The 26,909-nt window shown below is 60.8% G+C and carries 25 protein-coding genes; 13 read left to right on the plus strand and 12 right to left on the minus strand.

Annotated elements, in window-relative coordinates; all coding sequences use genetic code 11:
- The first annotated feature begins 157 nt into the window (after positions 1-157).
- From puuE (O3A94_13335) to tcuA, 5 genes are all read left to right on the plus strand, one after another.
- Positions 158-1,081, plus strand: coding sequence for an allantoinase PuuE (puuE, locus tag O3A94_13335; GenBank protein MDA1357234.1), 924 nt, complete (start codon positions 158-160; stop codon positions 1,079-1,081).
- The gene (gene puuE, locus O3A94_13340; GenBank protein MDA1357235.1) at positions 1,078-2,004 is read left to right on the plus strand and encodes an allantoinase PuuE; all 927 of its coding nucleotides are present in this window, start codon (positions 1,078-1,080) and stop codon (positions 2,002-2,004) included. The genes puuE (O3A94_13335) and puuE (O3A94_13340) overlap by 4 nt, the downstream gene beginning before the upstream one ends.
- Before the next feature lie 224 nt (positions 2,005-2,228).
- Positions 2,229-2,666 (plus strand): hypothetical protein, encoded by a 438-nt coding sequence (locus O3A94_13345; protein MDA1357236.1) that lies wholly within the window; start codon positions 2,229-2,231, stop codon positions 2,664-2,666.
- 7 nt (positions 2,667-2,673) lie between these two features.
- Positions 2,674-3,936 carry a M20 family metallo-hydrolase gene (locus O3A94_13350; protein MDA1357237.1) on the plus strand — a complete coding sequence of 421 codons (1,263 nt, stop codon included), beginning with the start codon at positions 2,674-2,676 and terminating at the stop codon, positions 3,934-3,936.
- Positions 3,937-3,941: 5 nt separating this feature from the next.
- Complete coding sequence (gene tcuA / locus O3A94_13355) at positions 3,942-5,423, plus strand: FAD-dependent tricarballylate dehydrogenase TcuA (GenBank protein MDA1357238.1); 1,482 nt, start codon at positions 3,942-3,944, stop codon at positions 5,421-5,423.
- A 30-nt stretch (positions 5,424-5,453) separates the two neighbouring features.
- Here tcuA and O3A94_13360 read toward each other — a convergent pair whose 3' ends face one another.
- From O3A94_13360 to O3A94_13375, 4 genes are all read right to left on the minus strand, one after another.
- Entirely contained in the window at positions 5,454-7,451 is a 1,998-nt protein-coding gene (locus O3A94_13360) for a hydantoinase B/oxoprolinase family protein (protein MDA1357239.1), read from the minus strand.
- Positions 7,448-9,490, minus strand: a complete 2,043-nt coding sequence (locus tag O3A94_13365) for a hydantoinase/oxoprolinase family protein (protein ID MDA1357240.1) — start codon at positions 9,488-9,490, stop codon at positions 7,448-7,450. Before O3A94_13365 ends, O3A94_13360 begins: the two co-directional genes overlap by 4 nt.
- Before the next feature lie 73 nt (positions 9,491-9,563).
- The gene (locus O3A94_13370; protein ID MDA1357241.1) at positions 9,564-10,769 is read right to left on the minus strand and encodes a multidrug effflux MFS transporter; all 1,206 of its coding nucleotides are present in this window, start codon (positions 10,767-10,769) and stop codon (positions 9,564-9,566) included.
- Positions 10,770-10,800: 31 nt separating this feature from the next.
- A complete protein-coding gene (locus O3A94_13375; GenBank protein ID MDA1357242.1) occupies positions 10,801-11,697 on the minus strand; it encodes a hypothetical protein in 897 nt (298 codons plus the stop codon).
- Positions 11,698-11,804: 107 nt separating this feature from the next.
- Here O3A94_13375 and O3A94_13380 point away from each other — a divergent pair, with 107 nt between their 5' ends.
- The 4 genes from O3A94_13380 to O3A94_13395 all read left to right on the plus strand — a co-directional run bounded on the left by O3A94_13380 (position 11,805) and on the right by O3A94_13395 (position 15,032).
- Positions 11,805-12,704 (plus strand): NAD(P)-dependent oxidoreductase, encoded by a 900-nt coding sequence (locus O3A94_13380; GenBank protein MDA1357243.1) that lies wholly within the window; start codon positions 11,805-11,807, stop codon positions 12,702-12,704.
- Positions 12,705-12,729: 25 nt separating this feature from the next.
- The gene (locus O3A94_13385; GenBank protein ID MDA1357244.1) at positions 12,730-13,110 is read left to right on the plus strand and encodes a RidA family protein; all 381 of its coding nucleotides are present in this window, start codon (positions 12,730-12,732) and stop codon (positions 13,108-13,110) included.
- Between the two features lie 44 nt (positions 13,111-13,154).
- Complete coding sequence (locus O3A94_13390) at positions 13,155-13,862, plus strand: glutamine amidotransferase (GenBank protein MDA1357245.1); 708 nt, start codon at positions 13,155-13,157, stop codon at positions 13,860-13,862.
- A 129-nt stretch (positions 13,863-13,991) separates the two neighbouring features.
- A complete protein-coding gene (locus tag O3A94_13395) occupies positions 13,992-15,032 on the plus strand; it encodes an MBL fold metallo-hydrolase (GenBank protein MDA1357246.1) in 1,041 nt (346 codons plus the stop codon).
- Between the two features lie 17 nt (positions 15,033-15,049).
- On the opposite strand, the gene O3A94_13400 is transcribed toward O3A94_13395, so the two are convergent.
- Positions 15,050-15,289, minus strand: coding sequence for a hypothetical protein (locus tag O3A94_13400; GenBank protein ID MDA1357247.1), 240 nt, complete (start codon positions 15,287-15,289; stop codon positions 15,050-15,052).
- Positions 15,290-15,360: 71 nt separating this feature from the next.
- Positions 15,361-16,335: a DMT family transporter gene (locus O3A94_13405; protein MDA1357248.1), complete on the minus strand. Its 975-nt coding sequence runs from the start codon at positions 16,333-16,335 to the stop codon at positions 15,361-15,363.
- A gap of 119 nt (positions 16,336-16,454) precedes the next feature.
- On the opposite strand from O3A94_13405, the gene O3A94_13410 reads away from it, so the two are divergent.
- Entirely contained in the window at positions 16,455-17,567 is a 1,113-nt protein-coding gene (locus O3A94_13410) for an LLM class flavin-dependent oxidoreductase (GenBank protein MDA1357249.1), read from the plus strand.
- A gap of 37 nt (positions 17,568-17,604) precedes the next feature.
- Positions 17,605-18,504, plus strand: a complete 900-nt coding sequence (locus O3A94_13415; GenBank protein ID MDA1357250.1) for a fatty acid desaturase — start codon at positions 17,605-17,607, stop codon at positions 18,502-18,504.
- A 233-nt stretch (positions 18,505-18,737) separates the two neighbouring features.
- On the opposite strand, the gene O3A94_13420 is transcribed toward O3A94_13415, so the two are convergent.
- The 5 genes from O3A94_13420 to O3A94_13440 are packed head-to-tail and all read right to left on the minus strand — an operon-like array spanning position 18,738 to position 23,329.
- Positions 18,738-20,084 (minus strand): glutamine synthetase family protein, encoded by a 1,347-nt coding sequence (locus O3A94_13420; GenBank protein ID MDA1357251.1) that lies wholly within the window; start codon positions 20,082-20,084, stop codon positions 18,738-18,740.
- A gap of 43 nt (positions 20,085-20,127) precedes the next feature.
- A complete protein-coding gene (locus tag O3A94_13425; protein ID MDA1357252.1) occupies positions 20,128-21,459 on the minus strand; it encodes an FMN-binding glutamate synthase family protein in 1,332 nt (443 codons plus the stop codon).
- A complete protein-coding gene (locus O3A94_13430; GenBank protein ID MDA1357253.1) occupies positions 21,456-22,160 on the minus strand; it encodes a glutamate synthase in 705 nt (234 codons plus the stop codon). The genes O3A94_13425 and O3A94_13430 overlap by 4 nt, the downstream gene beginning before the upstream one ends.
- Complete coding sequence (locus O3A94_13435; GenBank protein ID MDA1357254.1) at positions 22,148-23,044, minus strand: hypothetical protein; 897 nt, start codon at positions 23,042-23,044, stop codon at positions 22,148-22,150. The genes O3A94_13430 and O3A94_13435 overlap by 13 nt, the downstream gene beginning before the upstream one ends.
- A gap of 15 nt (positions 23,045-23,059) precedes the next feature.
- The gene (locus O3A94_13440) at positions 23,060-23,329 is read right to left on the minus strand and encodes a hypothetical protein (GenBank protein MDA1357255.1); all 270 of its coding nucleotides are present in this window, start codon (positions 23,327-23,329) and stop codon (positions 23,060-23,062) included.
- 351 nt (positions 23,330-23,680) lie between these two features.
- Between O3A94_13440 and O3A94_13445 the strand changes: the two genes are divergently transcribed.
- Entirely contained in the window at positions 23,681-25,411 is a 1,731-nt protein-coding gene (locus O3A94_13445) for a CocE/NonD family hydrolase (protein MDA1357256.1), read from the plus strand.
- 98 nt (positions 25,412-25,509) lie between these two features.
- The gene (locus tag O3A94_13450) at positions 25,510-26,229 is read left to right on the plus strand and encodes a FadR/GntR family transcriptional regulator (protein MDA1357257.1); all 720 of its coding nucleotides are present in this window, start codon (positions 25,510-25,512) and stop codon (positions 26,227-26,229) included.
- Positions 26,230-26,422: 193 nt separating this feature from the next.
- Here O3A94_13450 and O3A94_13455 read toward each other — a convergent pair.
- Positions 26,423-26,909: hypothetical protein (locus O3A94_13455; protein ID MDA1357258.1), on the minus strand; the 487-nt coding region annotated here is incomplete at its 5' end.

Raw genomic sequence — 26,909 nt, forward strand, 5'->3', positions numbered from 1 at the left:
CGAAAATCGCCAGTTCGGAGATGCGTCGCCTAACGCGGCATCTTGCCGCCAGCATCCACCCTCGCCGGGTCCTTACTCCGTCGCCGCGTTCCCACTTGTATTTCTGCGCTAACATCCGGACACTCTGTCCAACGCAAACACCCAACAGGCACACAAATTGGCATCGGAATATCCACGAGATCTTTTTGGTTACGGCCCCACACCGCCGGCCGCCAATTGGCCCGGCGGCGCGCGCATCGCGTTATCGCTCGTGCTCAATTACGAAGAGGGCGCTGAGAATACTGTGCTGCACGGCGATGCCGGCTCCGAGCAGTTCCTCGCCGATATCGGCCCGGCGCAGATTGAGCCGCTTGTGGGCGTGCGCGCCTACAACACCGAATCGATGTTCGAATATGGCTCGCGCGCCGGCTTTTGGCGTATTCACAGGCTGCTGACGTCGCGCCAAATCCCGCTCACCGTTTATGGCGTCGGCATGGCGCTCGAGCGCAATCCCGTGGGTGCGAAGGCGATGGCCGAGGCCGGCTGGGAAGTGGCCAGCCACGCTTATCGCTGGATTAATTACGGCGATATGCCTGAGACTGAAGAGCGCGAGCAAATTCAGCGCGCCATCGCGGCGGTCGAAAACACCGTCGGCGAACGCCCGGTCGGTTGGTATTGCGGACGTGTCGGTCCCAACACCCGCCGGCTGATCGTGGAGGAGGGTGGCTTTTTGTATGATTCCGATTCCTATGCGGATGACCTGCCCTATTGGAATCATGAGCATGGCCGGCCGCATTTGATCCTGCCGTATAGCCTCGACAACAATGATATGCGCTTTTCCACCAACGGCATTTTCACCGGCGAGGATTTCTTCGAATATATCCGCGACGCCTTCGACATGCTCTATGCCGAGGGCGCGCAGACGCCGAAGATGATGTCGGTCGGCCTGCATTGCCGCCTGGTCGGGCGGCCGGGCCGCATCAATGGCCTGGCGCGGTTTTTGGATCATGTCGCGGCGCATGACGATGTGTGGATCACCCGGCGCCGCGATATAGCTGCCCATTGGATCGCCAACCACCCACCAAAAGGGGGTGCGGCATGAATACCAGCGATTACCCGCGTGACATGATGGGCTTCGGCCCGACGCCGCCTGAGGCCGATTGGCCAAACGGCGCGCGCATCGCCATCTCGTTCGTCATCAATCACGAGGAAGGGGCGGAGAGCAGCATCCTGCACGGCGACGCACAGTCTGAGCGTTACCTCTGCGATCTCGGGCCGGTCGAGGTTCCGCCGGTGGTTGGCGGGCGCGATCTCAACGCTGAATCCATGTTCGAATATGGCGCCCGCGCGGGTTTCTGGCGGCTGCGGCGCATCTTCACCGAAGCGCAGGTGCCGGTCACCGTTTATGGTGTCGGCATGGCGCTTGAGCGCACGCCCGAAGCGGCGGCGGCGATGGTCGAAGCCGGCTGGGAAGTGGCCGGGCACGGCTATCGCTGGATCGATTACCGCGACGTCCCGGAAGATGTCGAGCGTGCGCATATTGCGCAATGCGTCGATGCCATCGCCACCACCATTGGCGAACGCCCGGTCGGCTGGTTCGGCGGTCGGCGCAGCATCCATACTCGCCGTCTCATCGTTGAGGAAAATGGGTTCCTCTATGATTCAGATGGCTATAGCGACGATCTGCCCTATTGGAATACGGATCACGGCCGGCCCCATTTGATCGTGCCCTATAGCCGCAACAACAATGACCTGCGCTTCGCCGCTGGCGGCGTCTACACCGCTGGCGATTTCTTTGCCTATCTGCGGGACAGTTTCGACACGCTCTATGCCGAAGGCGCGGAGTATCCCAAGATGATGTCGATCGGCCTGCACAACCGCCTGATCGGCCGCCCGGGCCGCGCCGGCGCGCTGCTCCGTTTCCTAGATCATGTGCACAAGCATGACGGCGTGTGGTTCGCCCGGCGCCGCGAAATCGCTGAGCATTGGCACGCTCGCCATCCCTACCAAGCGCCCGGCACCTGAAGGAACACACAAAGATTCTCTCCAACGGCACCACCAACCGGAATGTATCTTGCATTCCGGCAAGCGCGACCGCGCGCCCGAGTTAATACGAGGTAGCCAAGAGAGCGGATGCGACCGCCCGGCGATTGAGGGACCAACAATTAAGTCCGCCAGCTCCGCAATGGACCTGGCCAGCGCGCGCGGCTACTCTCGACTTTAGATACAACGAACAGGGAGAACGAGACATGCCATACAAAGCCACAAAGGCCGGTTTGAATGCGGCGTTCGACGATTGGACCAACGCCCTCAACGCAGGCGATCTCAAATCCTTCTACAATTTCTTCGACGCCCGGTCGGAAATTCTCGACGAGGATTATCCCTGGCGTATGAACAAGGAAGAATTTGTCGATCACATCGGCTTTCATGCCGGCGTCACCGGCAACCCGGCGGTGTGGGAGCATTTCAAATGGATTCCGCGCGATGTCGAGGCCAAGATTTGGAACAAAACCACCGGCCATGTCAGCGGCTTTTCCACATTCCGCGGTAAGCCGGTCGATGCCGGCTTCCGCCAGCGTTTTATGGGCTTCACCACAAGCTGGTATCACGACGGCAAGACGTGGAAATTGATCTGTTGGCATCAAAGCGTTCTGGCGGGCCGCATCGCCGGCGCCTCGCCGAGTTGAGCGCGCCATGAGCAAATTAGACGAACAAGCTATGGCCGCTGCCAGCGCGGTCGATGAAACCCGTCTCTGGCGCCGCATGATGGATATGGCGCGCTTTGGCGCCACGCCGGCCGGCGGCGTCAACCGCGCCGCGTTTTCGCCCGAGGATATTGCGGCGCGTAAACTGCTGATCGAATGGGCCGGCGAGTTTGGCTTCACCACGGCCAGCGACGAGATCGGCAATCTTTATGTGCGTCGCGCCGGTATCTCGTCCGAAGAGGCGCCGGTGGTGACCGGAAGCCATCTCGACAGCCAGCCCAAAGGCGGCAAGTTCGATGGCGCCTATGGCGTGGTCGGCGGCTTCGAGGCGCTGGAGGCAATCGAGCGCGCTGGCGTTAAGACGCGCCGCCCGATCGAGGTGGTCGCCTGGAGCAACGAGGAAGGCGGGCGCTTTCAGCCCGGCGCCATGGGCTCCGCCGTGTTCGCCGGTGATTATCCGCTCGCCGACGCGCTGAAAGCTATCGATCCCGAGGGCGTGGTGCTGGTTGATGCGCTGAAAGAGACTCTTGAATCGACGCCGGGAATTGCCGAACGGAAGATGCCGTTTGCGATGGCCGGTTACGTCGAGGCCCATATCGAGCAAGGCCCGCGCCTCGAGAATGACGATCTCACCATCGGCGTGGTCTCGGGCGTGCAGGGCCTGTGTTGGTATCGCGTCGAAGTGTTCGGCGTCGAAGCCCATGCCGGTACCGCGCCCCTAAAGGGCCGCAAGGACGCGCTTAAATCGGCGGTCTCGATTGTCGCCGCGCTGGAAGATTTGATGGCCGATGAAAGCGACACCGTTCGCTTCACTGTCGGGCGCTTCGAGTGCGGCCCTGGCGCGCCCAGCACGGTGCCGAGCCATGTCCTCTTTACCGTCGATTTTCGCCATCCCGATCTCGCGACATTTGTGGAACTGGGCGGGCGCATAAAAGCTGTGTGCGAAGCTCATGCGCGCGGCTGCCGGGTAACCGTCGAGCGCATCATGTATTCCGAGCCCGTGCTGTTCGATCCCGGCGTCATCGAATTGGTGCGTGACAGCGCCCAGGCGCTCGATCTTCCGAATATGGATATGGTCTCGGGTGCTGGGCACGACGCCATGCATGTTGCCGGATTGTACCCAGCGGGCATGATCTTCGTGCCGTGCGAAAATGGCCTCAGCCACAACGAAGCCGAGAACGCCAGCGCGCCCGACCTCGCCGCCGGTGCCCGGGTGCTTGCCGCCTGTCTCGTCGGCCTAGCCAACCGCTAAAAGTCATGGACAAATTCAGCGCCGATGTCGCCATCGTCGGGGCCGGCAATGCCGCTCTCTGCGCCGCCCTCGCGGCAGCCGAAGCAGGAGCCAGCGTCGTCGTGTTGGAGGCAGCACCCGAAGGCGAGCGCGGCGGCAATTCCGCCTATACAGCAGGCGCCATGCGCACCGTCTTTGACGGCATCGCCGATGTCCGCAAACTGGTTCCCGACATCAATGACGAAGACGCCAAAAAAACCGATTTCGGCAGTTATTCGTTCGATCAATATTTTGATGACATGGCGCGCATCACGCAGCACCGCGCCGATCCCGATCTGCTTGAAATCCTGATCCGCCAAAGCCTGCCGACGCTCGAATGGATGCGTGGCCACGGCGTGCGCTTTCAGCCGAGCTATGGCCGCCAAGCCTTCAAGGTGGATGGCCGCTTCAAGTTTTGGGGCGGCCTCGCAGTCGAAACCTGGGGCGGCGGGCCTGGCTTGGTGCAGGCGCTGTTCGACGGCGCAAGCCAAGCAGGGGTACGCGTGGTGTACGGTGCGCGTGCCCGCGAGTTGGTGCTGGGCGGCGGGCGCGTTGAAGGCGTACGCGCGAGTTTACGCGGCGGCGAGACGCTCGAAATTGCCGCCGGCGCAGTGGTTTTGGCGAGCGGTGGCTTCGAAGCCAACGCGGAAATGCGCGCGCGCTACCTCGGCCCGGGTTGGGACCTCGCCAAGGTGCGTGGCTCGCGCCACAATATGGGCGACGGAATCCAGATGGCGCTTGCAGTCGGTGCCGAGCCGTTCGGCAACTGGTCCGGTTGCCATGCGGTCGGCTGGGATATGAACGCGCCGCCTTACGGTGATCTCGCGGTTGGCGACGGCTTTCAAAAGCACAGCTATCCGTTCGGCATCATGGTCAACGCGCTGGGCCAGCGCTTCCTCGATGAGGGCGCCGATTTTCGCAACTACACTTACGCCAAATACGGCCGTGAAATTCTCGCCCAGCCCGGCCAGTTCGCCTGGCAGATTTTCGACGCCAAAGTGACGCATTTGCTGCGCGACGAATACCGCATCCGCGAGGTCACCCGCGTGACGGCGGACAGCATTGGGGATCTAGCCGCCAAGATGGAAGGCGTCGATGCCGCGCGTCTAGCCCGGACGATCGGCGAATTCAACACCGCCGTACAGACGGACGTGGCGTTTGATCCCAATGTCAAGGATGGCCGTGGCACGGCCGGCCTGGCGGTCGCCAAATCAAATTGGGCCAATCCGCTCGATACCCCGCCCTATGAAGCCTACGGCGTCACCTGCGGAATCACCTTTACCTTTGGCGGCTTGCATATTGACGGCAACGGGCGGGTGCTTGATGTTGCCGCGGACCCGATCCCCGGCCTCTATGCGGCGGGCGAGTTGGTCGGCGGGTTGTTCTATTTCAACTATCCCGGCGGCACCGGTTTAACGGCCGGCGCCGTGTTCGGCCGCCGCGCCGGCAGCGCGGCAGCCAAAAGCTAAAACCGACGCCCTGGCCACCTAAGTGCGGCGTTATTCTGCCGCTTCGCCGAGTTCGGCGAGGTTGTCGTTCCAATGGTCGGCGCTGCGCTTTTGCATCGAGGCGCGGTTCTGCTCGGTCGATATCGGCATTAGCTCGCCGGTGCCCCAATCGACGATCACGCCGTAGCGCCGGATCATGTCGAAGCTGTTGATTTCGCCTTTGGCATAGCGCGCGGCGATTGTCGCCGGGTCTTCCTTCAGCCAGCCGCGGCGTGACTTGGCGATCTCACGCCGCGCCGCCTTGGTGGCTTCGACATCGACCTCATACTGCTCAAGATCCTTGTCGATCACTTTCAAGACGACGCCGTAATCCATCTTGGCCCGCCCGATTGAAACATAATCTTCTTCGACATCGAGCATCACCGCCGCCGGATCGCGCTCTAACGGATCGCCGAGCCCGCCGCCGCCGGCGGTCGGGCGGCTGAACATATCGCCTGGTTCGATATCGACATCGGAGAAAATAGTGCCGAGCCATTCCTTCTCGCCGGTCGCGGCGCGTTTCACCCAGAGGCCGTGCGGCATCGACGGCAGGCCGCCTTTGATGCCCCAGACGATGGCGCGCTCGCGGTCGCAAATATAGGACAGCACGGTACTCTCAGCTTCGCGCAGCGTGCTCGTTTTGACCACGCCGGTGCCGCCGCGGAATTTTCCTGGCCCGGCTGAATCGCACTGAATTTCGAATTCATTGGCGAGGATCGGCGACAGCCGCTCCTGGCCCTCGATCGGCTGGGTCTGCAGGCCGGTACCGAAGCAGGCGGTGGTGACGTTGCAACCGTCCTTGGTGGAACGGCCGCCCCAGCCGCCGGGCAGCCAGTCATAAAACATGAAGATCGGGTTGCCCTCGTGGCGCGTATCGCGCCCGCCGGTGAGCAGATATTCGAGATTGAAGGCGCAGGCCATGGCGCGGTGCGGGAAGATGTCGGACCAGATTTCATAGATCGAATTCATGATCTTTTCGAACGGCATCAGGAAGCCGGTCACCGCCACGGGCCAACGCGCATCGACGATGGAATTCTCCGGCGCGATGACCTTGATCGGCCGATAGAAGCCGGAATTGAGCGGCAAGTCCGGGAAGTAGGTTTTCATGCCCGCGACGACGCCTGAGAATGTGGCACCGAAAGCGGAATTATAAAGCGTGCTGATGGTGTTATGGCTGCCGGTGAAATCGTAGGTCACCTCGTCGCCCTTGATTGTCAATTTCACGCAGATCGGAATGAGCCCTTCTTCGGCCCCCGGATCGCGGTCGATATAATCCACGGTCTCCCAGGTGCCGTCAGGCAGATCGGCGATGCGCTGGCGCGTCGCCATCTCGACATAGTCTTGCACTTCCTTGAAGCCGGTGACCACCGTGTCTTTACCGTATTTATCCACGAGACGAAGAATCTCGCGCTCGGCCACCCGCGTTGCTTCGATCTGGGCGTGCATGTCGCCGATGACGGATTTGGGGTCGCGCGTATTGGCCGCGATCATGTTGGCCACGTCCTCGCGTAACACGCCCTGGTCAACAATGCGCACCGGCGTGAGGCGGATGCCTTCGCGGAACATTTCCTTGGCCTTCACATCGAACGAGCCGGGCACGCTGCCGCCAACGTCCGACCAATGGCCGTTCGATTGGCTGAAGGCGATGATCTCGTCGCCGACAAATACCGGGCGGATCAAGCGGACATCGTTGAAATGGGTACCGCCGGCATAAGGATCGTTGATGATATAGACGTCGCCCGGTTTCATCGTGCCTTTGAAGACGCGAATCACATCCTTGCAGGTATAATGCAAAGTCCCGACATGCACGGCGATGTCCTGGTTGCCTTGGGCGATCGAATCGCCGTTGGCATCATTCAGCGCCGAAGAGAAATCGCGATTGTAGATGACGAAGGAATAGCAGGTCCGAAGCACCTGCTCGGCCATCTGATCAACGATGGTGATGAAGGAGTTTTTGAGCACCTCGAAGGTGACCGGATCGAGGGTGAGGCCGGTTTTGGCGTAACTCATTTGGAATCCTCCGCGACGTAAATTCGGATGTTGTGCCACTCGTCTACTTCGGCCCGCACATCGGGCGGGATGACGGTCGTTGAATCGAGCTGCTCGACAATCGCCGGGCCGTGGAACGTGGCGCCCGCGGCTAGGTCTTCATGGCGGTAGATCGGCGTGTCAATCGGCGCGTCCTGGCCGTCGAACGCGACCATACGGGTGGCGCTGGCCACCGGTTTGGCGCCGGTTTTCTCGTGGCGCTGCAATTCGGCCTTTTGCGTGACCCCGATGGCGGTCAGGTTTAAGCGGAACAGGTCAATGGCGGCATCGTCACGGCGAAAGGCGTATTCGCGCTCATGATCGCGGTGGAAGGCCTCCACGGCGTCATCTACTGACGTAAACGGCGCGCTGACTGGTACCGTGAGCGAGCGCCACTGGCCCTCATACATCATGTCGACGGCGCGTTGCAAAAGCATGTCCTTGGGTTCGACGCCCTCAGTTTTCAGCCGTCCCCGGGCTTCGTCTTCCATCTCAGTAAATTTGGCCTCGATGTCGCTGGCGTCGGCCTTGCTGGCTGGCATCAAATAGCTCTGTGCCAGGTCATGGCGGATATCGACGAGGAGACAGCCAAGCGCCGACGTGACGCCCGGATTGGGTGGTATGATAACCGTCGGGATTGCCAGCTCTATCGCCAGCGCCACGCCGTGCAGGGCGCCCGCGCCGCCGAACGCGACGAGGCAGAAATCGCGCGGATCGTAGCCCCGGCTGATCGAGATAAGCCGCACCGCATCGGCCATGTTGGCGTTGGCGACGCTGACGATGGACTTGGCAGCTTCGTCCTTCGACATGCCAAGCGGCTTGGCGACGCCGTTGATCACCGCGTTTTCGGCGGCCGCGCCATCGAGCTTGATACTGCCGCCGGCGAGCGATGTGCCAAGGCGGCCCAACGTCACATTGGCGTCGGTGTTGGTCGGTACGTCGTTGCCGCGGCCATAACAGGCCGGTCCCGGATCGGCGCCAGCCGATTGCGGGCCGTTATGCAGCGCGCCCACATCGTCGATCCAGGCAAGCGAGCCGCCGCCTGCGCCGATGGTGAGCACTTCGATGCTGGGGAAGCGGATGGGATGGCCAAACTCAATGCCCCATTCCTTGGTGACGCGCGATTGCCCGCCGTAAACCAGCGACACGTCGCAGCTTGTGCCGCCCATATCGAGGCCGATCGAGTTTTCATAACCGCACAGCATAGCAATATGACGGCTGGCGATAGCGCCCGCCGCAATGCCCGAGCCGGCTAAACGTCCGGCGAAATGCTGCGCGGTGGCAGGTGTCATCACGCCGCCGCCCGAATGCAGCAACAACAGATCGCTCTTATAGCCACCGGCTTTGAGTTCGCTACTCATGCGCTTTACGTAGCGTCCGATCACCGGGCTGAGAATGGAATTAACCACCGTTGTCGAGAAGCGCTCATGCTCGAAAATTTCGGGCAAGGTATCGCTCGACGTGGTGATATCCGCATCCGGCACTTCGGCCTTGAGGATTTCCAGCAGGCGCTGTTCGTGCACCGGGTTCATGTAGGAATTCATCAAGCAGATGGCGATCGATTCGACGCCTCGCTTTTTCAATACCCGCCCCACTTCGCGGGCTTCATCTTCATTGAGCGCCTCGACGATCTGGCCGCCGTGATCGATGCGTTCGGTGACCACCAGCCGGTCACGCCGGCGGATATAGGGCGGCGCGACATCCTTATAGGTGTCCCACAGCTCTTCTTTATTAGCGCGGCGAATTTCGATCACATCGCGAAAGCCGCGCGTACACACCATGGCGGCGGGCGGCAGGCGGCGCGTGAGGAGCGCGTTGGTGGCGATCGTCGTGCCATGCGAAAACAGTGTCACGTCCTTGAGATCGACCTTGGCTTCGCGCAATCCGTTTAAGGTGCCCTCCAGCGGATCATCCGGAGTGGATGAAGTCTTGGCCACACGGACCTGGCCGGTGGCCTCGTCCATGACGCAAATATCCGTAAACGTCCCGCCGATATCGACGGCTACTCTAAGGTTAGACACCCCGCAAACACTCCCCTCACATATATACAGGCCGCCACTTTATCTTCCGCACGCGGGAGGTCAATTGCCCAAATTAGGCGCTGCGCTCTACCCGCGCCCAGGCCAGGGCGGCGCCGCATAAAACGCTGAGAACGGCGAACCCGCCGACCAGGGGCAACAGGGTGCCGTCATAGCTTTGCCCGATCAAGGTGCCGAAGACGACCGTAATCAGCCAGGATAGGGTGCCGATGACGCTGGCCGCGATGCCGGCGATATGCCCCATCGGCGTCATCGCCAAGGCGTTGAGATTGCCGAACATAATGCCGAGGCAAAAAAAGATCAGGGCGAGATAGGCCATTGTGCCCCAGATCGGTGGCGCCCCCGCATAGGCCCAGGTGACGGCGAAATAGGCGACCGACAGCGCTGCCTGGGCCCACGCCGAATAGCTGCAAAGCCGATGCATATCGACAAATGCGACGAGGCGCGCATTGGCAAGCGTTGCCGCACCGACCGCAATCGTCAGGGAAGAGAAATAAAACGGGAAATAATCGCCGACCAGATAAAGTTCCTGAAATATCTGTTGCGCCGAATTGATGTAGCCGAACACCGAGCTGAACACCAAACCGCTGGCGATGGTGTAGGCGAGGGCCGGGCGTGAGGCGAGAATTTCGCGCGTCGCTGCGGCGATAGGGCGCAGTGCAAACGGGCGGCGCGCGGCGGCGGTCAAGGTCTCCTGCTGGCGGATGGCAAACCACACCAAAACCACCAAGCTCGACACCAGGAGCAATATAAATATGGCGCGCCACGACGCCACGAACAGGATGCCCTGGCCGATAAACGGCGCCACCATCGGCACCGTGACGAACACGGTAATGACGAGCGACATCACGCGCGCCATCGCCGGCCCGGCAAACTGATCGCGCACCAGCGCCATGATCACGATGCGCGGTCCGGCTGCGCCGAGGCCTTGTAGGAGGCGCCCGGCCAGCATGGTCGGAAAATCGGTTGCCACCATCGAGACGACGCTGCCGGCGGAAAACAATGCGAGGCCGACATAGATCGACGGCTTGCGCCCGATACTGTCGGACAGCGGGCCGTAAAAAATCTGCCCGAGTGCCATGCCGAGCACCAGCACTGAGACGATATATTGCGCGTCATTGGCGTTGGTGACGGCGAGATCGCGCCCAATCAACGCCAGCGCCGGTATGGTGATGTCGATCGATAGCGCAAACACCGACATCATGAACGCGGCGAGGGCGATGAATTCGGGGCCACGCAGAACAGGCCGGACAGATGTCATGAGGGACTGATGGGTTGTGTGTGGGGCGGCGTTAAGCGCCGCGCAGAAGCTGGGCGCGGAAGAACGCCACGTTTACCACCAATTCGGGCAGCAGATAGTGAAAAAGCTCCGTTACGGGGCGGATTTCAGCCAGCGGCGCGTCCTCTTCTGCCGCCTTCTGGAGCGCCGCGGCAGTGAAGCCGCCGGGATTGGGCAAGCCGCCGGCAAGTTCCAGCGCACGCGCGAATACCCGGTCGGCCAGTGCCTTATGCGGCGCCGTCACGGCCGAGGATTTGAGATCGCTCCAGGCCAGGTCGAAATAGCTCGGCCAGCGCGCCAAGGCGCGATAGTCGGTGTTGACGAGCGGCAAGCCGAGCGTCGCCATGATATCGTCATAGACTCCCTGGGTCGGTGCATCGGCGTGATGGCGCTCCATCAGCACGAAGGGCTGCGTCACGTTGGGTGCATGGCGCCCTTCGAACGCCGGCGCGCTGTCACCCGCGCCACCGAATTCGCCGCCCAACAATAGCGCGCGCGTCAATGTGGCGATCATCAGATAGGGAAAATTGCCATGCGAGAAAATCTCGATCATGTCGCGGATATTTTCGATTTCGCGCCCGCCATAACCATTCTCGGCCAAGCGCTCGCCAAGCGGCGGTGGATTTAGTGCCAGCACGTTTTCTTCGCAAAAATTGCGCAACTTGCCGACCGCGTCGATGAATGGTTGGCTGGCGCAAAGTGGCCGCAACCCGCGCCATAACTCACTGAAAAAACTAGGATAATGCGCAAACGCCATGGTCACGACGCCCATCCACGGCACTTGCAGCACGGTTTTCATATCGTCGTAGCGCGCTGCCAGCTCGCCTTCCGTCGCATATTCCGGAACCGGATGAATAACCGGCAGCGGCGCCGGCAGGCGGCGCGGCGGGGTGCCCAGTTTGTTTGCCACCCTGATATTTCCTTCCGTTACCATTTGCTGTAAGTACCTGGACCGGGGAGATTGCGCAAAACCAGTGTTGCCGCAGTCGGTTTCACTCAGGGAATAGGAATCAAAAAATGAGCAAGAAAATCGGATTCATCGGTCTCGGCACTATGGGCAAAGTCATGTCGCGCCGCTTGATGGCTGCAGATTATTCCCTCACCGTTTGGAACCGCACTAAAGAAAACGGCGAAGAGCTGGTCAAAGAGGGCGCCACCTGGGCGAACACGCCGAAAGAGGTCGCCGCTGCCTGCGATATCGTCTTCACAATGACCAGCGACGCTGCGGCCTCGGAAGAAGTGATCTGCGGCCCGAACGGGGTACTGGAAGGCGCGCATCCGGGATTGATCGTCATCGATTCCGCGAGCATTGCGCCCGAAGCCTCGCAGGCCAATGCAGCGCGCGCCGAAGCGGCGGGCGTGGCGCTTCTCGATGCGCCGGTCTCCGGTGGGCCGAAGGTGGCGGAGAACGGCGCGCTTGGCATCATGGTCGGCGGCCCGGAAGCTGCCTTTAAAGAGACCGAGCCGGTGCTGAATGAACTCGGCAAGATGGTGCTCTATACCGGCGCCAGCGGCAACGGCACGACGCTCAAGCTGATCGCCAATCTGGTCATGGGCGTGACCATTCAGGCCTGTGCCGAAGCGCTGGTGCTCGCCGCCAAGATAGGCATTCCGCCGCAGACGGTCATCGATATCACCTCGCTGCCCGGCACCGGCCCGCAAACCGGCGCCATGGCGACACGAGGCCCCAGAATGATCGCGCAGAATTTCTTCCCGCCGCATTTCTCCACCAACAATATGGACAAGGACCTGACCGGCGCCATCCGCCTCGGTGAGAAATACGGCGTGTCCCTGCCAACCACCAGTGCGGCGCGGGAGATGCTGCGCGCAGTCAAATCGCAGGGCAACGGCCATATCGATTCGAGCGCGGTGGTGACCATACTCGAAGCCATGGCAGATACCTCGGTCGCGAAATAAACCGCTCGCAAAGGAGAACAGGAAAATGGCAAAAACAAAATTGACCCCGAAGAGCTGGATTCCCGCCGGGCCCTATAGCCTGGGAACGCAGGTCGGAAATTTCGCCTTCCTATCTGGCCAGATCGCCATCGCCAATGACGGCTCGGTCATCGGCGGCGCCGACGTCAAGGCACAGACCGAAGTGGTGATCGACAAGATCGTGGAAATTCTCGCCGAGGCCGGCATGGGCCTGGACGATGTCGTGCAGACCACCGTCTATTTGCAGAGCCTCGACGATTATGCCGGCATGAATGAAGTTTATTCGGCGCGCTTCCAGGAGCCGTATCCGGCGCGCGCGACGGTGCGGGCGGATCTCGCCGGCGCCGGCCTGCTGGTAGAAATCTCGGCCATCGCCGGGCGCTCTTGAAACGAGCCAAACTTGCCTGACCTTGTGGGTAGGCTAGCCCCGATATGACAAAAAAACCGGTCTTGATGCTGACCCATGTAACGGCCGGGGATGCCGGCGAGATGGCTGTGATCCTCGCCCGCCTGGGCCATCCGATAGAGACCCGGCGCCTTAACAAAGACGCGGCGCTGCCGGAAAATATTGAGGACTATGCCGGCATTGTTTCGTTTGGCGGGCCGGTCAGCGCCAATGATGAACATCTCGATTATATCCGCGCTGAGCTCGACTGGATGCCGCGCGTGATGGCAAAGGGCACGCCGCTTCTCGGTGTTTGCCTCGGCGCACAGATTCTCGCCCGCAGCCTCGGCGCTAATGTCGCGCCGCACGTCGAGGGGCTTTATGAATTTGGATATTATCCGGTGACGCCGGTCGGCGATGGCGGTGAGTTGCAAATGGACGCCCCGCTGCAAGTTTGTCACCGCCACGGCGAGGGTTTTGAACTGCCAGCGGGGGCACGCCTTCTGGCGGCGCGCGAGAGTTTCCCGCATCAGGCATTCCGCTACGGTGCCGCCAGCTTTGCCCTGCAATTTCACCCTGAAGTAAACGATACGGTGCACCACGCTTGGCTCAATCGCCAGCCGCCACCAGTGGATTTAGCGCGCCGCGGCGCACAAAGCGTCACCGAGCAGATCCGCCTCCACACCAGCCATCACAAAGCTATGCATGCCTGGCTGCAAAAATTTCTGACCTACTGGCTGGCGCAAGGCAGATAACATCATGCGTTGCGGGCAAATGCACAAAATTCTTATGGATTATCGCTGCGTTCTGGAAAATGATGTGGTGCGCGCGCGTTGGGGCGATCCACTTAAAATTCAACAGGCGACAGGAAGCAGGGCCGCGGCATGATATTTCGCCAGCTTTTCCACCAGGAGACGGGCACCTACACTTATCTTCTTGCCAGCCGCAAAGGCGGCGAGGCGCTGCTCATCGACGGCGTCCTAGATCGCGCCGACCGGTATGTGCAGCTTCTGGCCGAGCTCGACCTTAAGCTGGTGAAGGTGATCGACACTCATGTACATGCCGATCATATAACCGCCATGGGCGAGCTGCGCGACCGGACCAAATGCGTGACCGTGATGGGCGCTCAAGCGCCGATCGATGTTGTCTCCATGCGGGTTGACGACGGCGACATGGTGACCATCGAGGGTATCCAGTTGGAAGCGCTCTACACGCCGGGCCACACCGTCGATTCCTATTGCTTCCGAATGGCCGACCGCGTCTTTACTGGCGATACGCTGCTGATCCGCGGCAGTGGGCGCACCGATTTTCAAGGCGGCGATTCGCGCGCCGCATATGAGTCAATTTTCACCAAACTCCTGACCTTGCCTGGCGACACACTCGTCTATCCTGGGCATGATTATAAGGGCGATACGGTCAGTACCATCGCCGAGGAAAAGGCGTTTAATCCGCGCCTGCAGGTCGCGAGCGCTGATGAATATGCCGACATCATGGACAATCTCAATCTGGCCAATCCCAAGATGATGGATGTCGCCGTGCCGGCCAACATCGCCATGGGCCTTGGTCAGAGCGATGCCGAGCATCCCGATTGGGCGCTCACAGTTGGTCAGTTGATGGCCCGGCAGGAGAGCAGCGAATTCGCACTGGTGGATTTGCGCGAGGATAGCGAGCGCGCCGCCAACGGTCAGATCCCCGGTTCCGTCCATGCACCCTACGGCCGGTTAGAGAATCTCATCGGCGCCGGCGGCCTGCTGCACGGCATGGCCGCCGCAGGCACCAAGCCGCTGATCTATTACTGCGCCTACGGCGAACGCTCCGCGATGGCGGTGCACGCGTCGCAGGAGGCCGGCCTGGAGAATGTCAGCCATCTGGTCGGCGGCATCGCCGCCTGGGTAGAAGCCGGCGGCCCGATCGAGAAAGTTTAGGCGATAGGCTACATCACTTATCCGACGCTCCAGGCGCCGGTGCGCTTGTTCACCTCGGCCGTTTTAATGACCTCGCCGTCCAACGACAGGATATCGGCGCGGAGGAAATCTGCGCCCCACGCGCGGATCGCGCCGACCTTGCGGTCCTTGCGCCCTTCTTCGCGAAAGCGTGTCTCCAATATTTGCCGCACATCCTCCGCCGACAAATCCTCCTTGGCCGGCGTGACATAGGTAAAAAGATCGAAGAATTGAATCATCGTGCTCCCGCCTGCCTGGCATTCTGTCATGCCATCGGCGGCGCACCTTGACCTCGATCAAGCGCGGCCCCTCAAGCTTTATGTTCGCGCACGCCGTAGCGCTGGGTCAGCCAGACGCCGGCAAGGATGATGATGCAGCCTGCGCCCTGCAGCGGCCCGAGTGCCTCGGCGAGGATGATCCAGCCAAGAATGGCGGCAATAACCGGCTCGCCGAGAAAGGCGACCGAGGTAAACGACGCCGGCAAATGGGCCAGCGCGTAAGCCGCCAATCCCTGACCGAGCACATGAACGATGAGCGCTAAGCCGATAATCATCGACCAGCCCAACAGGCTGGCCGACATAAAGCCCTCGCCGGTGAGGAGCGCCGCCAGCAACAGGCCGGGCAGGCTAAAGAGACCGCTCCAGAACATGATGGCGCCGGTCGGCAGCCTGCTTCGGAGGTGCTTGATAGTGAGCAGATAGGAGCCGAAGAAAAAGGCGGTGACGATGCCGAACGCATCGCCGAGTAAATCTCCGCCGCCCAATGCGATCGAGGCGCCGAGCAGACAGCCGCCGCCGACCACAGTTAGAGCAAAGCCGGCGAGAAAGCCGCGGCTGATGCGCTCACCGAAGAACAGCCAGGCCCCGAGAATGACGAAGATCGGCGACGAGCAGGCGAAGAACGTCGAATTGGCGACATTGGTCAGCGTGATCGACCAATGCCAAAACACCAGATCGCCCGACCAGAACAACCCCGAGAGCGCCAACAACAACCAATCGGCAAGGCGAATCTGGCGCACCATCGCAGTCCCCACAAGCGCTGGCCGAGCGCTCGGCGCGGTGGACCGGCGCTCAAGGCCGAGCCATAGCAGCAGAAACGGCAGCGCGAAGGCGACCCGATAAAGCGCTGTGGCGTTCGGGCCGAGATCGGACAGGCGCATAAATATGGGCGCAAATCCAACACTAGCAATGCCCACCGCCAGGGCGACAAGGGCAAGGCGCGTGGTCCGCGGTGCGGGCAAAGAGGGGGTCGTAATGGCGTGCTCCTGGGTGACTGGCGCTGACAACCGGCGCAGCGCGCCGGAGCCCTAAAAGTCTATCGTTTGCCGCGCCCGCTGGCCATGCTGGCGCTCGGCGCGCCGCGTCCGCTATATTGCCCCAGCGCTCAGCGGCAAGGGGAGTTTCGATGAAGTTCGGCATGTTCATGATGCCTGTGAATGATCACAAGCGTGACACGCACACGGTGCTCAAAGAGGATGTTGAAGTCGCGGTCGAATGCGACCGTCTCGGCTTCGATGAATTCTGGATTGGCGAGCATTACACCACTCTGTCTGAGCCGGTTTCCTGCCCGTTCATGTTTCTCGCCAACCTGATCGCGCGGACGGAGAAGATCAAACTCTGCACCGGCGTGGTCAATTTGCCGCAGCGTCATCCGGCGCAGGTCGCCGCCCATGCCTCGTTGCTCGATCATCTGAGCGATGGCCGCCTGGTGTTGGGCGTCTCGCCCGGCGGACTGGTGAGCGATTTCGAGATGTTCGGTGTCACCGACGTGCAAGTGCGGCGCGAAATGGCCAGCGAATGCATCGATACGGTGCTCAAGCTGTGGGCGCAGCGCCCGCCCTACAATATTTCCGGCAAATATTGGAACATCCGTCTCGACGAGCATTTCTATCCCGATCTCGGCGTCGGCGAGATTATTAAACCCTACCAACACCCGCATCCGCCGTTGGTCGCCTCCGCCATGAGCCATAATTCCGGCAGCGTCCACACCGCCGCCATCAAAGGCTGGGGCGTGATCTCGGCCAATTTTGTCCCGACCGCCACCATCAAGAGCCATTGGGACGGCTTCAGCGCATCCTGCAGGGAAGTCGGGCGCATTCCTGAGCCCGCCGATTGGCGTGTCGCGCGCACCATCTTCGTCGCGCCCGACGATGATGAGGCCAAGGATTATGCGCTGAGCCCGGATGGCCCATTCGCCCATTATTTCGGCTATCTGGTGGAGCTCATCCGGCGCGCTGAATTCCACGCCATCATGAAGAGTTCGCCCGATATGCCGGACGACGCGGTGACCGCCGAATATGCCTGCGAAAATTTTATCATCGCCGGCAGCCCGGACAGCGTCGCCGAGCAGCTCTTAGCGCTGCGCGAAGAAATCGGCCCGTTTGGCACCATCTTGATGACCGCCGCCGATTTGCAGGGCCCTGTGCACAAGCCGAAGCTGATGGCGTCGATGGACCTGATGGCCAACGCGGTGATGCCGAAACTGCGCGCGGCGCTCGGCGACGAGGCCGCCGTCTAAGGGGCGGTCGCCCCGGCACGCGGTCGTCGGGTCAGACATGGATGAAGCATTCGCCGAGAAACTGGATCGCGACACGCTCCGCGCGTTGAGCCAGCGCTCCGATATCAAAGGCCTGGTGCGGCTGTTTAGCCACTTCTCTCTGTTGGCAGCGTTGGCGGTCGGGATCGCTGTCGTGCCGCTTAGTCTGTGGCTGGTGCCGCTATTCGCAGTCTATGGCGCGCTGTTGATTTTCCTTTTCGCGCCACAGCATGAGGCGATCCACCGCACCGCCTTCCGCGCGCACTGGCTGAACGATGGCGTGGCGCTGTTGGCCGGCGCGGTGCTGGTGCTGCCGCCAGGCTATTTCCGCGAATTCCATTTCGCTCACCACCGCCATACTCAAGATGCTGCGCTCGATCCGGAACTCGCCTCTGCCAAGCCATCTAATTTGGGCGCCTATCTATGGCTGATCTCCGGCTTGCCCTATTGGCGCGAGCGCATCACCACCACAGTCCGTCACGCCTTTGGGCGCGTGGAGGAAACTTTCATCGCCCCGCGCAAACGCCGCCAAATCATGCGCGAAGCACGGCTCTATCTGCTTCTCTATGGCGCCGTTATCGCTGCCTCGCTGGCGGCGGGAAGTTTGGCCATCGCGTTCTATTGGCTGGCCCCGGCGCTCTTAGGCCAGCCGGCACTCCGCCTTTTACTCCTGGCCGAGCATGGCGGCTGCCCCCGCGTTGCCGATATGCTGAAAAACTCCCGCACCACGCGGAGCAACGCCTTCGTCCGCTGGTTCGCTTGGAACATGCCCTATCACGCCGAACACCACGCCTATCCGGGCCTGCCGTTCCATGCCTTGCCGGCAGCGCATGGCCATTTGGCCGCGGCCATCGAAACCCAGTCTGGCGGCTATCTCGCGGTGAACTGGGGGATGATGAAGGCGATCATGGCTCGATAGGGCGGAGCCCGCCCACCCCGCGAACGACCCCGTAAAAAACTTCCCAAAACGGAACCACCCCCGGAATGCTTTTTGCATTCCGGCAAGCGCGACCGCGCGTCCGGGTTAATACGAGGTAGCCAAGGGAGCGGAGGGGACCGCCCGGCGTTTGAGGGGCCAAACAGAAAAGCGCCTCGCGCTCGGTTCGCTCCTTCTCCCCAACCCCTCTTCCCCGCTGCGGAAGAAGGGCTTATCTAATAAAGCTCGATATATTCGTCGCTTTCCCACTGGCTGACATGGTCGTTGAAGCGCGCCAATTCGTAGCGTTTCACCGTGGTAAACACATCGACGAACTCCTGGCCCAACAGGCCGCACAGCGCCTTATCGGCATTGAGCAGATTTAGCGCTTCATCGAGCGAAGCCGGGAAGGGCGGCAGGCCGGTATCATCCTCGCTCGGCCCGTCGCTTTGGCGCCCCAGTTTGCGCTTTTCCTTGAGGCCCAAGAGCCCGCAGGCAAGCGTGCCGGCAGCGGTGAGATAGGGGTTGCTCAGCGCTGACGCGGCGCGCATTTCGACATGCATCGCTTTTGAGCCGGGAGATTTGATGCGCACCATGGCGCTGCGGTCTTCCGCGCCCCATGAGATGTTGGACGGCGCAAACGTATTTGGTCTCAGCCGCCGGTAGCAATTGGGCGTCGGGTTGAACAGCGCCATGCAAGCGGCGCCGTGATCGATGATGCCTTGCACGAAATAGCGCAGCGTATCCGACATCGTGTCTGGCTTGCTGTTGTCGATGAACGCGCCACCGCCGCCTTTTTTGTGCACCAGGCTGAGATGATAATGGCAGCCCGAGCCGGCGCTGCCGGCGAATGGCTTGGTCATGAAGGTGGCGATCTGCCCGGCCTGGTGGACGATCTCCTTCAGGCTGTTCTTGAAAGTATAGGCGTTGTCGGCGCCGGCCATGCCTTCGACATGGCTATAGACCAGCTCATATTGCGACGGCGCATATTCGGCGTTGGCGGTGAGCATCGGAATGCCGGCGGCGCGCAAATAATCGACCGCCTGGCGGATCACCGGGAGCTGCTCGTTACGAAGATTATTGAAAATATGAACGCCGTCGAATAACGGCTTTCGGGTCTCGCGGTCGAGCACGAAAAACTCATACTCATGGCTCATCACCGCCTTGAAACCGAGCTTGTCCAGGCGCTTCAGCATCTCGCGCATGACATAGCGCGGCGCGGCGCGCAGCGGCTCACCCGGCGCCCATTGGGTGTCGCAAATAACCCGCGCGGTGTTCTCGATCCACGGCACCGGGGCCAGCGAGGCGAAATCCGGGATCAGCGTTTGATCGCGGTAATTTACCTCTTCGTTGTAGCGCGAACCCGGTACGACCTGCGAGGCGCTGTCGAGCGCGACGACGCCGCCATACATGTTGACGCCGTCGCGGGCGAACTGCGCGAACCACTCGATCGGTACTTGTTTGGAGCGCGCCGAGCCATGCAGGTCAGGCAGCTCAAAGCGCACATGCTCGACGCCGGCGCGGCGGAGCTTGGCGAGAATCTTATCGACCCGGTCCCCGGATTTGCCCTTTGCCTGCGCCATGTTGCGCTCCTTCGTTAGGTGAGGCGGTCGTTTGGTTAGTCGGTCAGAATTTTGTCCACCACGGCTTGCGGCCGTTCAGCCCAACCATCGGAATGCCGGTCATCATCGCCACATCCTGAGTAAGCGAGCGCATATCGTTGGGATCAAGATCGGAGACCCTGTTCTTGCCGCAGGAGCGCGCGAAGAGTTGGATTTCCATGGTCATGGCGTTGAGGAAATTGGTTACGCGATCGGCCGCCTCGTCGACGTCGAGGCGCGCCATCAGCTTCGGCAACTGGGTCGTGATGCCGACCGGGCAAAGCCCGGTATGGCAATGCTGGCATTCATACGGCGTGGTGCCGAGGCGCTCGTAATCTTCAAGATAGATCGGCGCGTGGCAATTGAGCGCGATGATCGGCGCGGTGCCGAGATAGACCACATCGGCGCCAAGCGCGATCGCCTTGGCCGCATCGGCGCCGTTCTTGATGCCGCCGCCGACGATCAGTTTGATCTGATCCTGCTTGCCCATGTCATGCAGCGCCTCCACTGCTTCTGCTATGGCGGCGATTGTCGGAATACCGGCATGATCGAGCTGGATTGTCGGTGAGGCGGCGGTGCCGCCTTCCATGCCGTCGAACACGATGGCATCGACATCGGCCTTACAGGCAATGCGCACATCGTTGGCGATACGCGCGGCGCCAACTTTGATCGAGATCGGCACCTCGTAGTTGGTGACCTCGCGGAGCTGCTCAAGCTTCATATAAAGATCGTCGGCGCCCATCCAATCTGGGTGGCGGCAGCCGCTACGCTGATCAATGCCGACCGGCAGGTCGCGCATCTTGGCCACTTCCTCGGACATCTTCAGGCCGAGGAGCACGCCGCCAGTGCCGGGCTTGGCGCCCTGGCCGGCGCCAATTTCGATCATGTCGGCCTTCTTGAGGTCATACGGGTTCATGCCGTAGCGGCTCGGCAGATATTGCATCACCAGCTTGGAAGAATGCTCGCGCTCCTCCGGATGCATGCCGCCTTCGCCGGTACAGGTCGAGATGCCGCAGCGCGTCGCCGCGATGCCGAGCGCGCGCTTGGCGTTGACCGACAATGCGCCGAAGCTCATACCAGCGATCATGATCGGGCGTTCCAGCACCAGCGGGCGTGACACCCGCCCCTCACCGATGACGACCTTGGTATCGCAGCGTTCGCGATAGCCTTCGAGCGGCATGCGCGACAGTCCAGCCGGGGTGAACACCAGATCATCGAAATTGGGGAGGTTTTGGCGTTTGGTCGCCTGGCCGCGAATTTGGTAGCGCCCGAGCTCGGCCTTCTCGTGAATTTCCTCGATCGCGTCGGGGTGCCAGGTGCCGCTATAGGCGGGCGGTCTTTGGAATTCACCGGTCATAGTGCGTCCTTCCAGGCAGCAAAATCATGCTTGTTGAAGTTCCATAAGGAACGGTCTGATTGCAGCTTTTTGAACGCTTTTGGCGGTTTAATTTTATAACGTTCGAGCAATTCGAGAACCTCGTCCAGCTCGCCCGCTTCCGGCTCGACCTCGGTCACGCCGCTGCCCAATTCCTCGGCTTTGCCGCCGAGCCAAATCTGTCCCTGATACATTGAATCGCCCAATCCCTTGGCCGAATTGCCGCAAACAATCAATTTGCCGTTTTGCATCATGAAGCCCGACATATAGCCGGCGTCGCCGCCGACGATCAGTTCGCCGGATTTGAGATAGATGCCAGCGCGCGGCCCGGCATTGCCCTTAACCACTACACGCCCGCCGCGGATCGAGGGCGCGGCGGAGCTTGCCGCATTGCCTTGCACCACCACCTCGCCGGCCATTAGATTGTCGCCCACGCCCCAGCCCGAGCTGCCGTGGATTTCCGCCGTCACGCCGTCACACAGGCCAACCGTGTAATAGCCGACATGGCCGCGATAGATCATGTGGATCGGCTTTAGAATGCCGACGCCGATGTTATGCCGCGCCTGGGTATTGAGAATTTCCACTGCCGGCACGCCATCCTCCGCCGCCTGGCGGATGGCAATGTTGATGTCGCGCGTCGGCTTGTCGCTGCAGTCGATCGTGAGGGTTTCTACATTTGCCATACATGCACCTCGCCGGCGCCTGGCTCCCACACATCGATATCGGTCAGCACGCCTTCTCTTAAGGATTGTGGGTCTGATGACATCGCGATGAAATCATCGGTCTCGCCGATCACCAGCGGCTTGGCGGCGTAGGCGTCTTTGACAATCGCGAAGCAACTATCTGTGACCGCGATGTAGGTAAAGCAGCCGTCCAATTTCTCGACCGAGATATGGAGCGCATCCTCGAACGTTGCGCCTTTCGACATTTCATCGATCAGCATGATCGGGATGATTTCTGAATCATTCTGCGTCGTGAAACTATAGCCCTTGAGCCCGTAGCTCGAGCGCAAATGGTGATAGTTGGTGATATGGCCGTTATGCACGATCGAGAGGTCCGAATGGGCACGCGCCGTCAGCGGCTGGCCGTTGGTAAAATCAATGCGGCTCTCGGTGGCATAGCGGGTGAGGCCCATCGCCAGGCGGCCATTGTAGGATTTGAGATCAAACTCGGCGTCGAGATTGGCGACACCGCCCATATGTTTGAGCACTTCTAGGTGGCGGGCGATGCTGCCGACGGAAATGCCGGGGTCGAGCGCGTCGATGGCGTCGACCAAATCCGCTTCCGAGCCGTCAAAGACGATGGCGGCGCTAACATAGCCGTGGCCGTCGGTTGCCCGTTTAACGGTGCCAAGCTGGTCTAACAATTCGAGAACGCGCGGCCCACCGCCGGGCGCTTCGCAATTGACGCCAACGTAAAGGAGACCGGGCTCATTGGCGTGCCACAGCGTCACGCCGGTTGAATCCGGGCCGCGGCGAAAAATGCCGTCCAGGATGCGGTAGGCAATCTCGCCGGTCTTCTGGCCATGCTCCGCAGATTTGAAAAAGATGCCGCCAACGCCACACATGGTATTTCTCCTGCCCTATTTAGCCGCGCGGTTGAGCTTCAGTTTGGCGTCAAGATCGGACCACGGGATCATCGCGTCGATCCAGGTGTTGACGCGGTCGATCGCCAGCATTGTGCTTTCCGTGGCGGCGACGATCTGGGCATGGTTTTTCGCCCCATTGGCTGCGAAATAATCGGCCAGATCGTTCACCAGCTTGGCCGTGTTGGTCAGTTTCCATTTCGCCAAACGCCCGGAATGACGGGTGAGGAGCGCGGAGGCCATACGGTTCAGCGCTTTCACATCCATATCGCCCTCTTTCTCTCGTTCGACACGTCAGCGTCCAGTCGGCCGCCGCGTGAGTGGATTTTCACCATTGCGATATCACAGAAGGTTATGACAGACAATGCGTCGGCTCGGATAATCTGGTCATACCAGATGTTGCAGCGCGGCATATTCTGCAATCTGCCGGATCCGTAGCCTTGGCGTCATCGAGCGCCAGAGGCCTCATCGATGGAATTTTGCCGCACTCTGACGGGATCGGATATATTCTCTCAATCTAAGTGTGGTACGCATGTGAGGCGCCTGGGCGGTGCGGTTTGAAATCAAAACCGATTCGCAATTGGCGAAATATATCAACTCGTTGAGGGGTAGTCACCAATGGCCGATGACAAACTGCACGAGGTTGAGGTTGAAACCGGCGTTGCCATGAAAATGCGCGATGGCGTCGAGCTGATGGCGGATATCTATACGCCGAAGGAAGACGGCGAATATCCGGTGCTGCTGTTGCGCCTGCCCTATGACAAAGCCGTGGCGGAAGTTCAGGCCTTCATGCATCCCGAATGGTATGCCCGACAAGGCTATATTGTGGTCAGCCAGGACACCCGCGGGCGCGGCGCCTCGGGCGGCGAATTCCGCCCGTTTCACGACGAAGCTGATGATGGCGTCGATACCATTGAGGCTTGCGTGAAGCTCAGCAAATCGAATGGCAAGGTCGGTACGTACGGATTTTCGTATCCCGGGCAGACGCAATTGCTAGCCGCCGTGAAGCGGCCCAAGGGTTTCACCACCATGGTGCCGGCGCTCACCTCAGACGGCATTTATGACGACTGGACGTTTAAGAACGGCGCGCTGCATCAGGCGTTCGTGCAGGGCTGGGCGGCCTATCTCTCGATCGGCGAAGTGTTCCGTAAGGGCAAGCCGGCGGAGGTGCGCCCGGCGATCCAACGCCTGACCGGCATTTGCGGTTCCTACGATCATTTACCAGTCACGAACCACCCGGATTTGCCCAAGAAATTCAACAGCTTCTACTATGAGTGGCTGAAGCACCCGACCTTCGACGCCTATTGGAAAAAGTGGCAGACCTCGGACAAATATGGCGAGATCGATGTGCCGGCGCTGCATATCGCCGGTTGGTACGACATTTTCGTCGAGGGCAATATCCGCAATTACCTCGGTCTCAAGGCAGGCGCCAAGACGGAAGAGGCGCGGGCCGGGCAGAAGCTGGTGATCGGCCCGTGGTTTCACATGCCGTGGACCCAGGCGATGGGTGAGATGGATTTTGGCCCCGAAGCGCGCAACCGCACCGACGAATTAATGATACGCTGGTTCGATCATTGGCTGGCCGGCAAAGATACGGGCCTTATGGACGAGCCGCCGGTTTCAGTTTTTGTCATGGGTGCCAACAAATGGCGCCAGGCCGAAGAATGGCCGCTGAAGAGCACCAAATTCACCAAATTCTTTATGCACAGCGGCGGGCGCGCCAATTCACTGAATGGCGATGGCGTCCTTAGCCGCCAGGAGCCAGGCGAAGAACCACACGATATTTATGTGTCCGACCCCAACTATCCGGTACAGAGCTTGGGCGGGCGCAGTTGCTGCCTCGCCGCGCTTGCGCCGATGGGGCCGATGGATCAACGCCCTGTGGAAACGCGCAACGACGTGCTGGTGTTTACCACGGCGCACCTGGCCCAAGACGTCGCGGTGATCGGCCCGGTCGATGTGACGCTCTACGCTGCGTCGAGCGCAGACGATACCGATTTCACCATCAAATTGGTCGACGTCCATCCTGATGGACGTGCGATCAATATCGTCGATGCCATCCAGCGTGCGAGCCACCGCGAGAGCAGCGAGAAGCCAACCGCCATCAAGCCGGGTGAGGTCTACAAATATGATTTCCGTGTTGGCAGCACGGCGATCCGCTTCGCTAAAGGACACCGCATTCGGATCGAAGTCGCGAGCAGCAACTTCCCGACCTTTGAGCGCCATCTCAACAAATTCCGCAAGGATTTGAATGGCGGTTATTACGATGGGTTCGTCGCGACCCAACGCGTATTTCACGATTCGGCGCGCCCGTCGCACATCACCTTGCCGTTGGTGCCCGCCGCCTGAGCCTATCCGACCCCGGCCGCCAGCGCTTGACGGCGCCGCCCAGCCGGCGTTAGTCTGGTCAGACCAGATTGCCCGCATCGCAATCATTGGGGTACGATATGGATGTGCAGCCACTACGCGGCAGCCTCGGCGAAGCCGCTTTCGAGCGCCTTCGTGAGGGCATTTCCGGTGGCAAATGGGCGCCTGGCCAACGCCTACCGAGCGAGCGCGCCCTGGCCGGGCATCTCGCCATCAGCCGCCCGGCGTTGAGAGAAGCGGTGAAGCGATTGGAAGGTGAGGGGCTGATCGAGATCCGCCCGCGTAAAGGCCTTTATGTGCGCGCTGCCTCCAACGACCACCTCGGCAATTCTTTCGAGCGTCTGATCGGCACCGATTTTGACCGCGTCAACGAATTGTTAGATTTGCGCCGCGTGTTGGAGCACCGCTCAGCCTATCTCGCTGCCGAATATGCCAGCCCAGAGGACATCGCCGACCTGGCCGCGATCTTCGCCGATATCAAACGCGATGTTGCCGAGGGCGGCACTGGCGAAGAGCCCGATGTGCGCTTCCATTGCGCCATCGCCAAGGCAGCCGGCAATACTGTGCTCACCCATCTGATGGCGACACTGCATGGCGCCCTCGCCAAGGCGTCGCGCCTGCTCGCCTCGCGCCTGATGGAAAGCAACCACTACCGAGACGGCATGTTCGAACTGCACGTCCGCATCTACGAGGCTATCCGCAGCCACGACCCCAAAGCCGCAGCCGCGGCCATGGACGCCCATTTCGATTTCGTGCTGCGGGAGTTTTCGCAGTACAGGGCGCGGGCAGGAGAGTCGTAGGGAACCCACAAAGGCTTACTAATACGGCACCACCAACCGGAATGCCCTTTGCATTCCGGCAAGCGCGACTGCGCGTCCGAGTTTATACGAGGTAGCCAAGGGCGCGCACGCGCCCGCCCGGCGCTTGAGGGCCAAACATAAAAAAAGAGGCCGGCTTGGCGGCCGGCCTCATCTCCCTCGGATTCGTGCTTTCTTAGAACGGCTTCGGATTGATGAAGCGTTTGAGCACGTTTTTTGTCATGCGCGAAACGTTATTCTTGTAATTGTTATGAGACAGGCTGCCGGCCCAGGCGATAGAGCCGGTTGACCAAACAGCGCCGCCGTTCTGCGTCTCATGGAAGGTAATATCGGCGCGGACCAGCGGATTTTCATGCCCGCCGACGCCCGGTGTGGAGACCAGCATTTCCTCGCAAACGACGAGGTAGATGTCGGTATGTTCGACCGAGGATGCGACGACATAGGTATCGGGTGGGGTGCCGAGCAGGCGGTCCGCGCGGTCCAATTCAAGCCCGGCAGCGCCATTGCCGATCAAACCGAAATCGCCGATTTTCTCGTCCTTGCCGATGCCTTCGAAGATGAACTTGACCTTCACTTTGTAGCTGTCGGGGTTACGCAGATAGTGGGACGATATATCAAAGCCCTGGGCGGTGAAGCCGACCCCGAGCATTTTCTGTGGCGGG

The sequence above is a fragment of the Pseudomonadota bacterium genome, assembly GCA_027624955.1.
Classification (GTDB): Bacteria; Pseudomonadota; Alphaproteobacteria; order UBA828; family UBA828; genus PTKB01.

Bases quoted from the DNA above. Each gene is read 5' to 3' on its own strand.
- puuE (MDA1357235.1), top strand. From the start codon at position 1,078: ATGAATACCAGCGATTACCCGCGTGACATGATGGGCTTCGGCCCGACG.
- O3A94_13345 (MDA1357236.1), top strand. From the start codon at position 2,229: ATGCCATACAAAGCCACAAAGGCCGGTTTGAATGCGGCGTTCGACGAT.
- O3A94_13350 (MDA1357237.1), top strand. From the start codon at position 2,674: ATGAGCAAATTAGACGAACAAGCTATGGCCGCTGCCAGCGCGGTCGAT.
- tcuA (MDA1357238.1), top strand. From the start codon at position 3,942: ATGGACAAATTCAGCGCCGATGTCGCCATCGTCGGGGCCGGCAATGCC.
- O3A94_13360 (MDA1357239.1), bottom strand. From the start codon at position 7,451: ATGAGTTACGCCAAAACCGGCCTCACCCTCGATCCGGTCACCTTCGAG.
- O3A94_13370 (MDA1357241.1), bottom strand. From the start codon at position 10,769: ATGACATCTGTCCGGCCTGTTCTGCGTGGCCCCGAATTCATCGCCCTC.
- O3A94_13380 (MDA1357243.1), top strand. From the start codon at position 11,805: ATGAGCAAGAAAATCGGATTCATCGGTCTCGGCACTATGGGCAAAGTC.
- O3A94_13385 (MDA1357244.1), top strand. From the start codon at position 12,730: ATGGCAAAAACAAAATTGACCCCGAAGAGCTGGATTCCCGCCGGGCCC.
- O3A94_13390 (MDA1357245.1), top strand. From the start codon at position 13,155: ATGACAAAAAAACCGGTCTTGATGCTGACCCATGTAACGGCCGGGGAT.
- O3A94_13395 (MDA1357246.1), top strand. From the start codon at position 13,992: ATGATATTTCGCCAGCTTTTCCACCAGGAGACGGGCACCTACACTTAT.
- O3A94_13400 (MDA1357247.1), bottom strand. From the start codon at position 15,289: ATGATTCAATTCTTCGATCTTTTTACCTATGTCACGCCGGCCAAGGAG.
- O3A94_13410 (MDA1357249.1), top strand. From the start codon at position 16,455: ATGAAGTTCGGCATGTTCATGATGCCTGTGAATGATCACAAGCGTGAC.
- O3A94_13415 (MDA1357250.1), top strand. From the start codon at position 17,605: ATGGATGAAGCATTCGCCGAGAAACTGGATCGCGACACGCTCCGCGCG.
- O3A94_13420 (MDA1357251.1), bottom strand. From the start codon at position 20,084: ATGGCGCAGGCAAAGGGCAAATCCGGGGACCGGGTCGATAAGATTCTC.
- O3A94_13425 (MDA1357252.1), bottom strand. From the start codon at position 21,459: ATGACCGGTGAATTCCAAAGACCGCCCGCCTATAGCGGCACCTGGCAC.
- O3A94_13430 (MDA1357253.1), bottom strand. From the start codon at position 22,160: ATGGCAAATGTAGAAACCCTCACGATCGACTGCAGCGACAAGCCGACG.
- O3A94_13435 (MDA1357254.1), bottom strand. From the start codon at position 23,044: ATGTGTGGCGTTGGCGGCATCTTTTTCAAATCTGCGGAGCATGGCCAG.
- O3A94_13440 (MDA1357255.1), bottom strand. From the start codon at position 23,329: ATGGATGTGAAAGCGCTGAACCGTATGGCCTCCGCGCTCCTCACCCGT.
- O3A94_13445 (MDA1357256.1), top strand. From the start codon at position 23,681: ATGGCCGATGACAAACTGCACGAGGTTGAGGTTGAAACCGGCGTTGCC.
- O3A94_13450 (MDA1357257.1), top strand. From the start codon at position 25,510: ATGGATGTGCAGCCACTACGCGGCAGCCTCGGCGAAGCCGCTTTCGAG.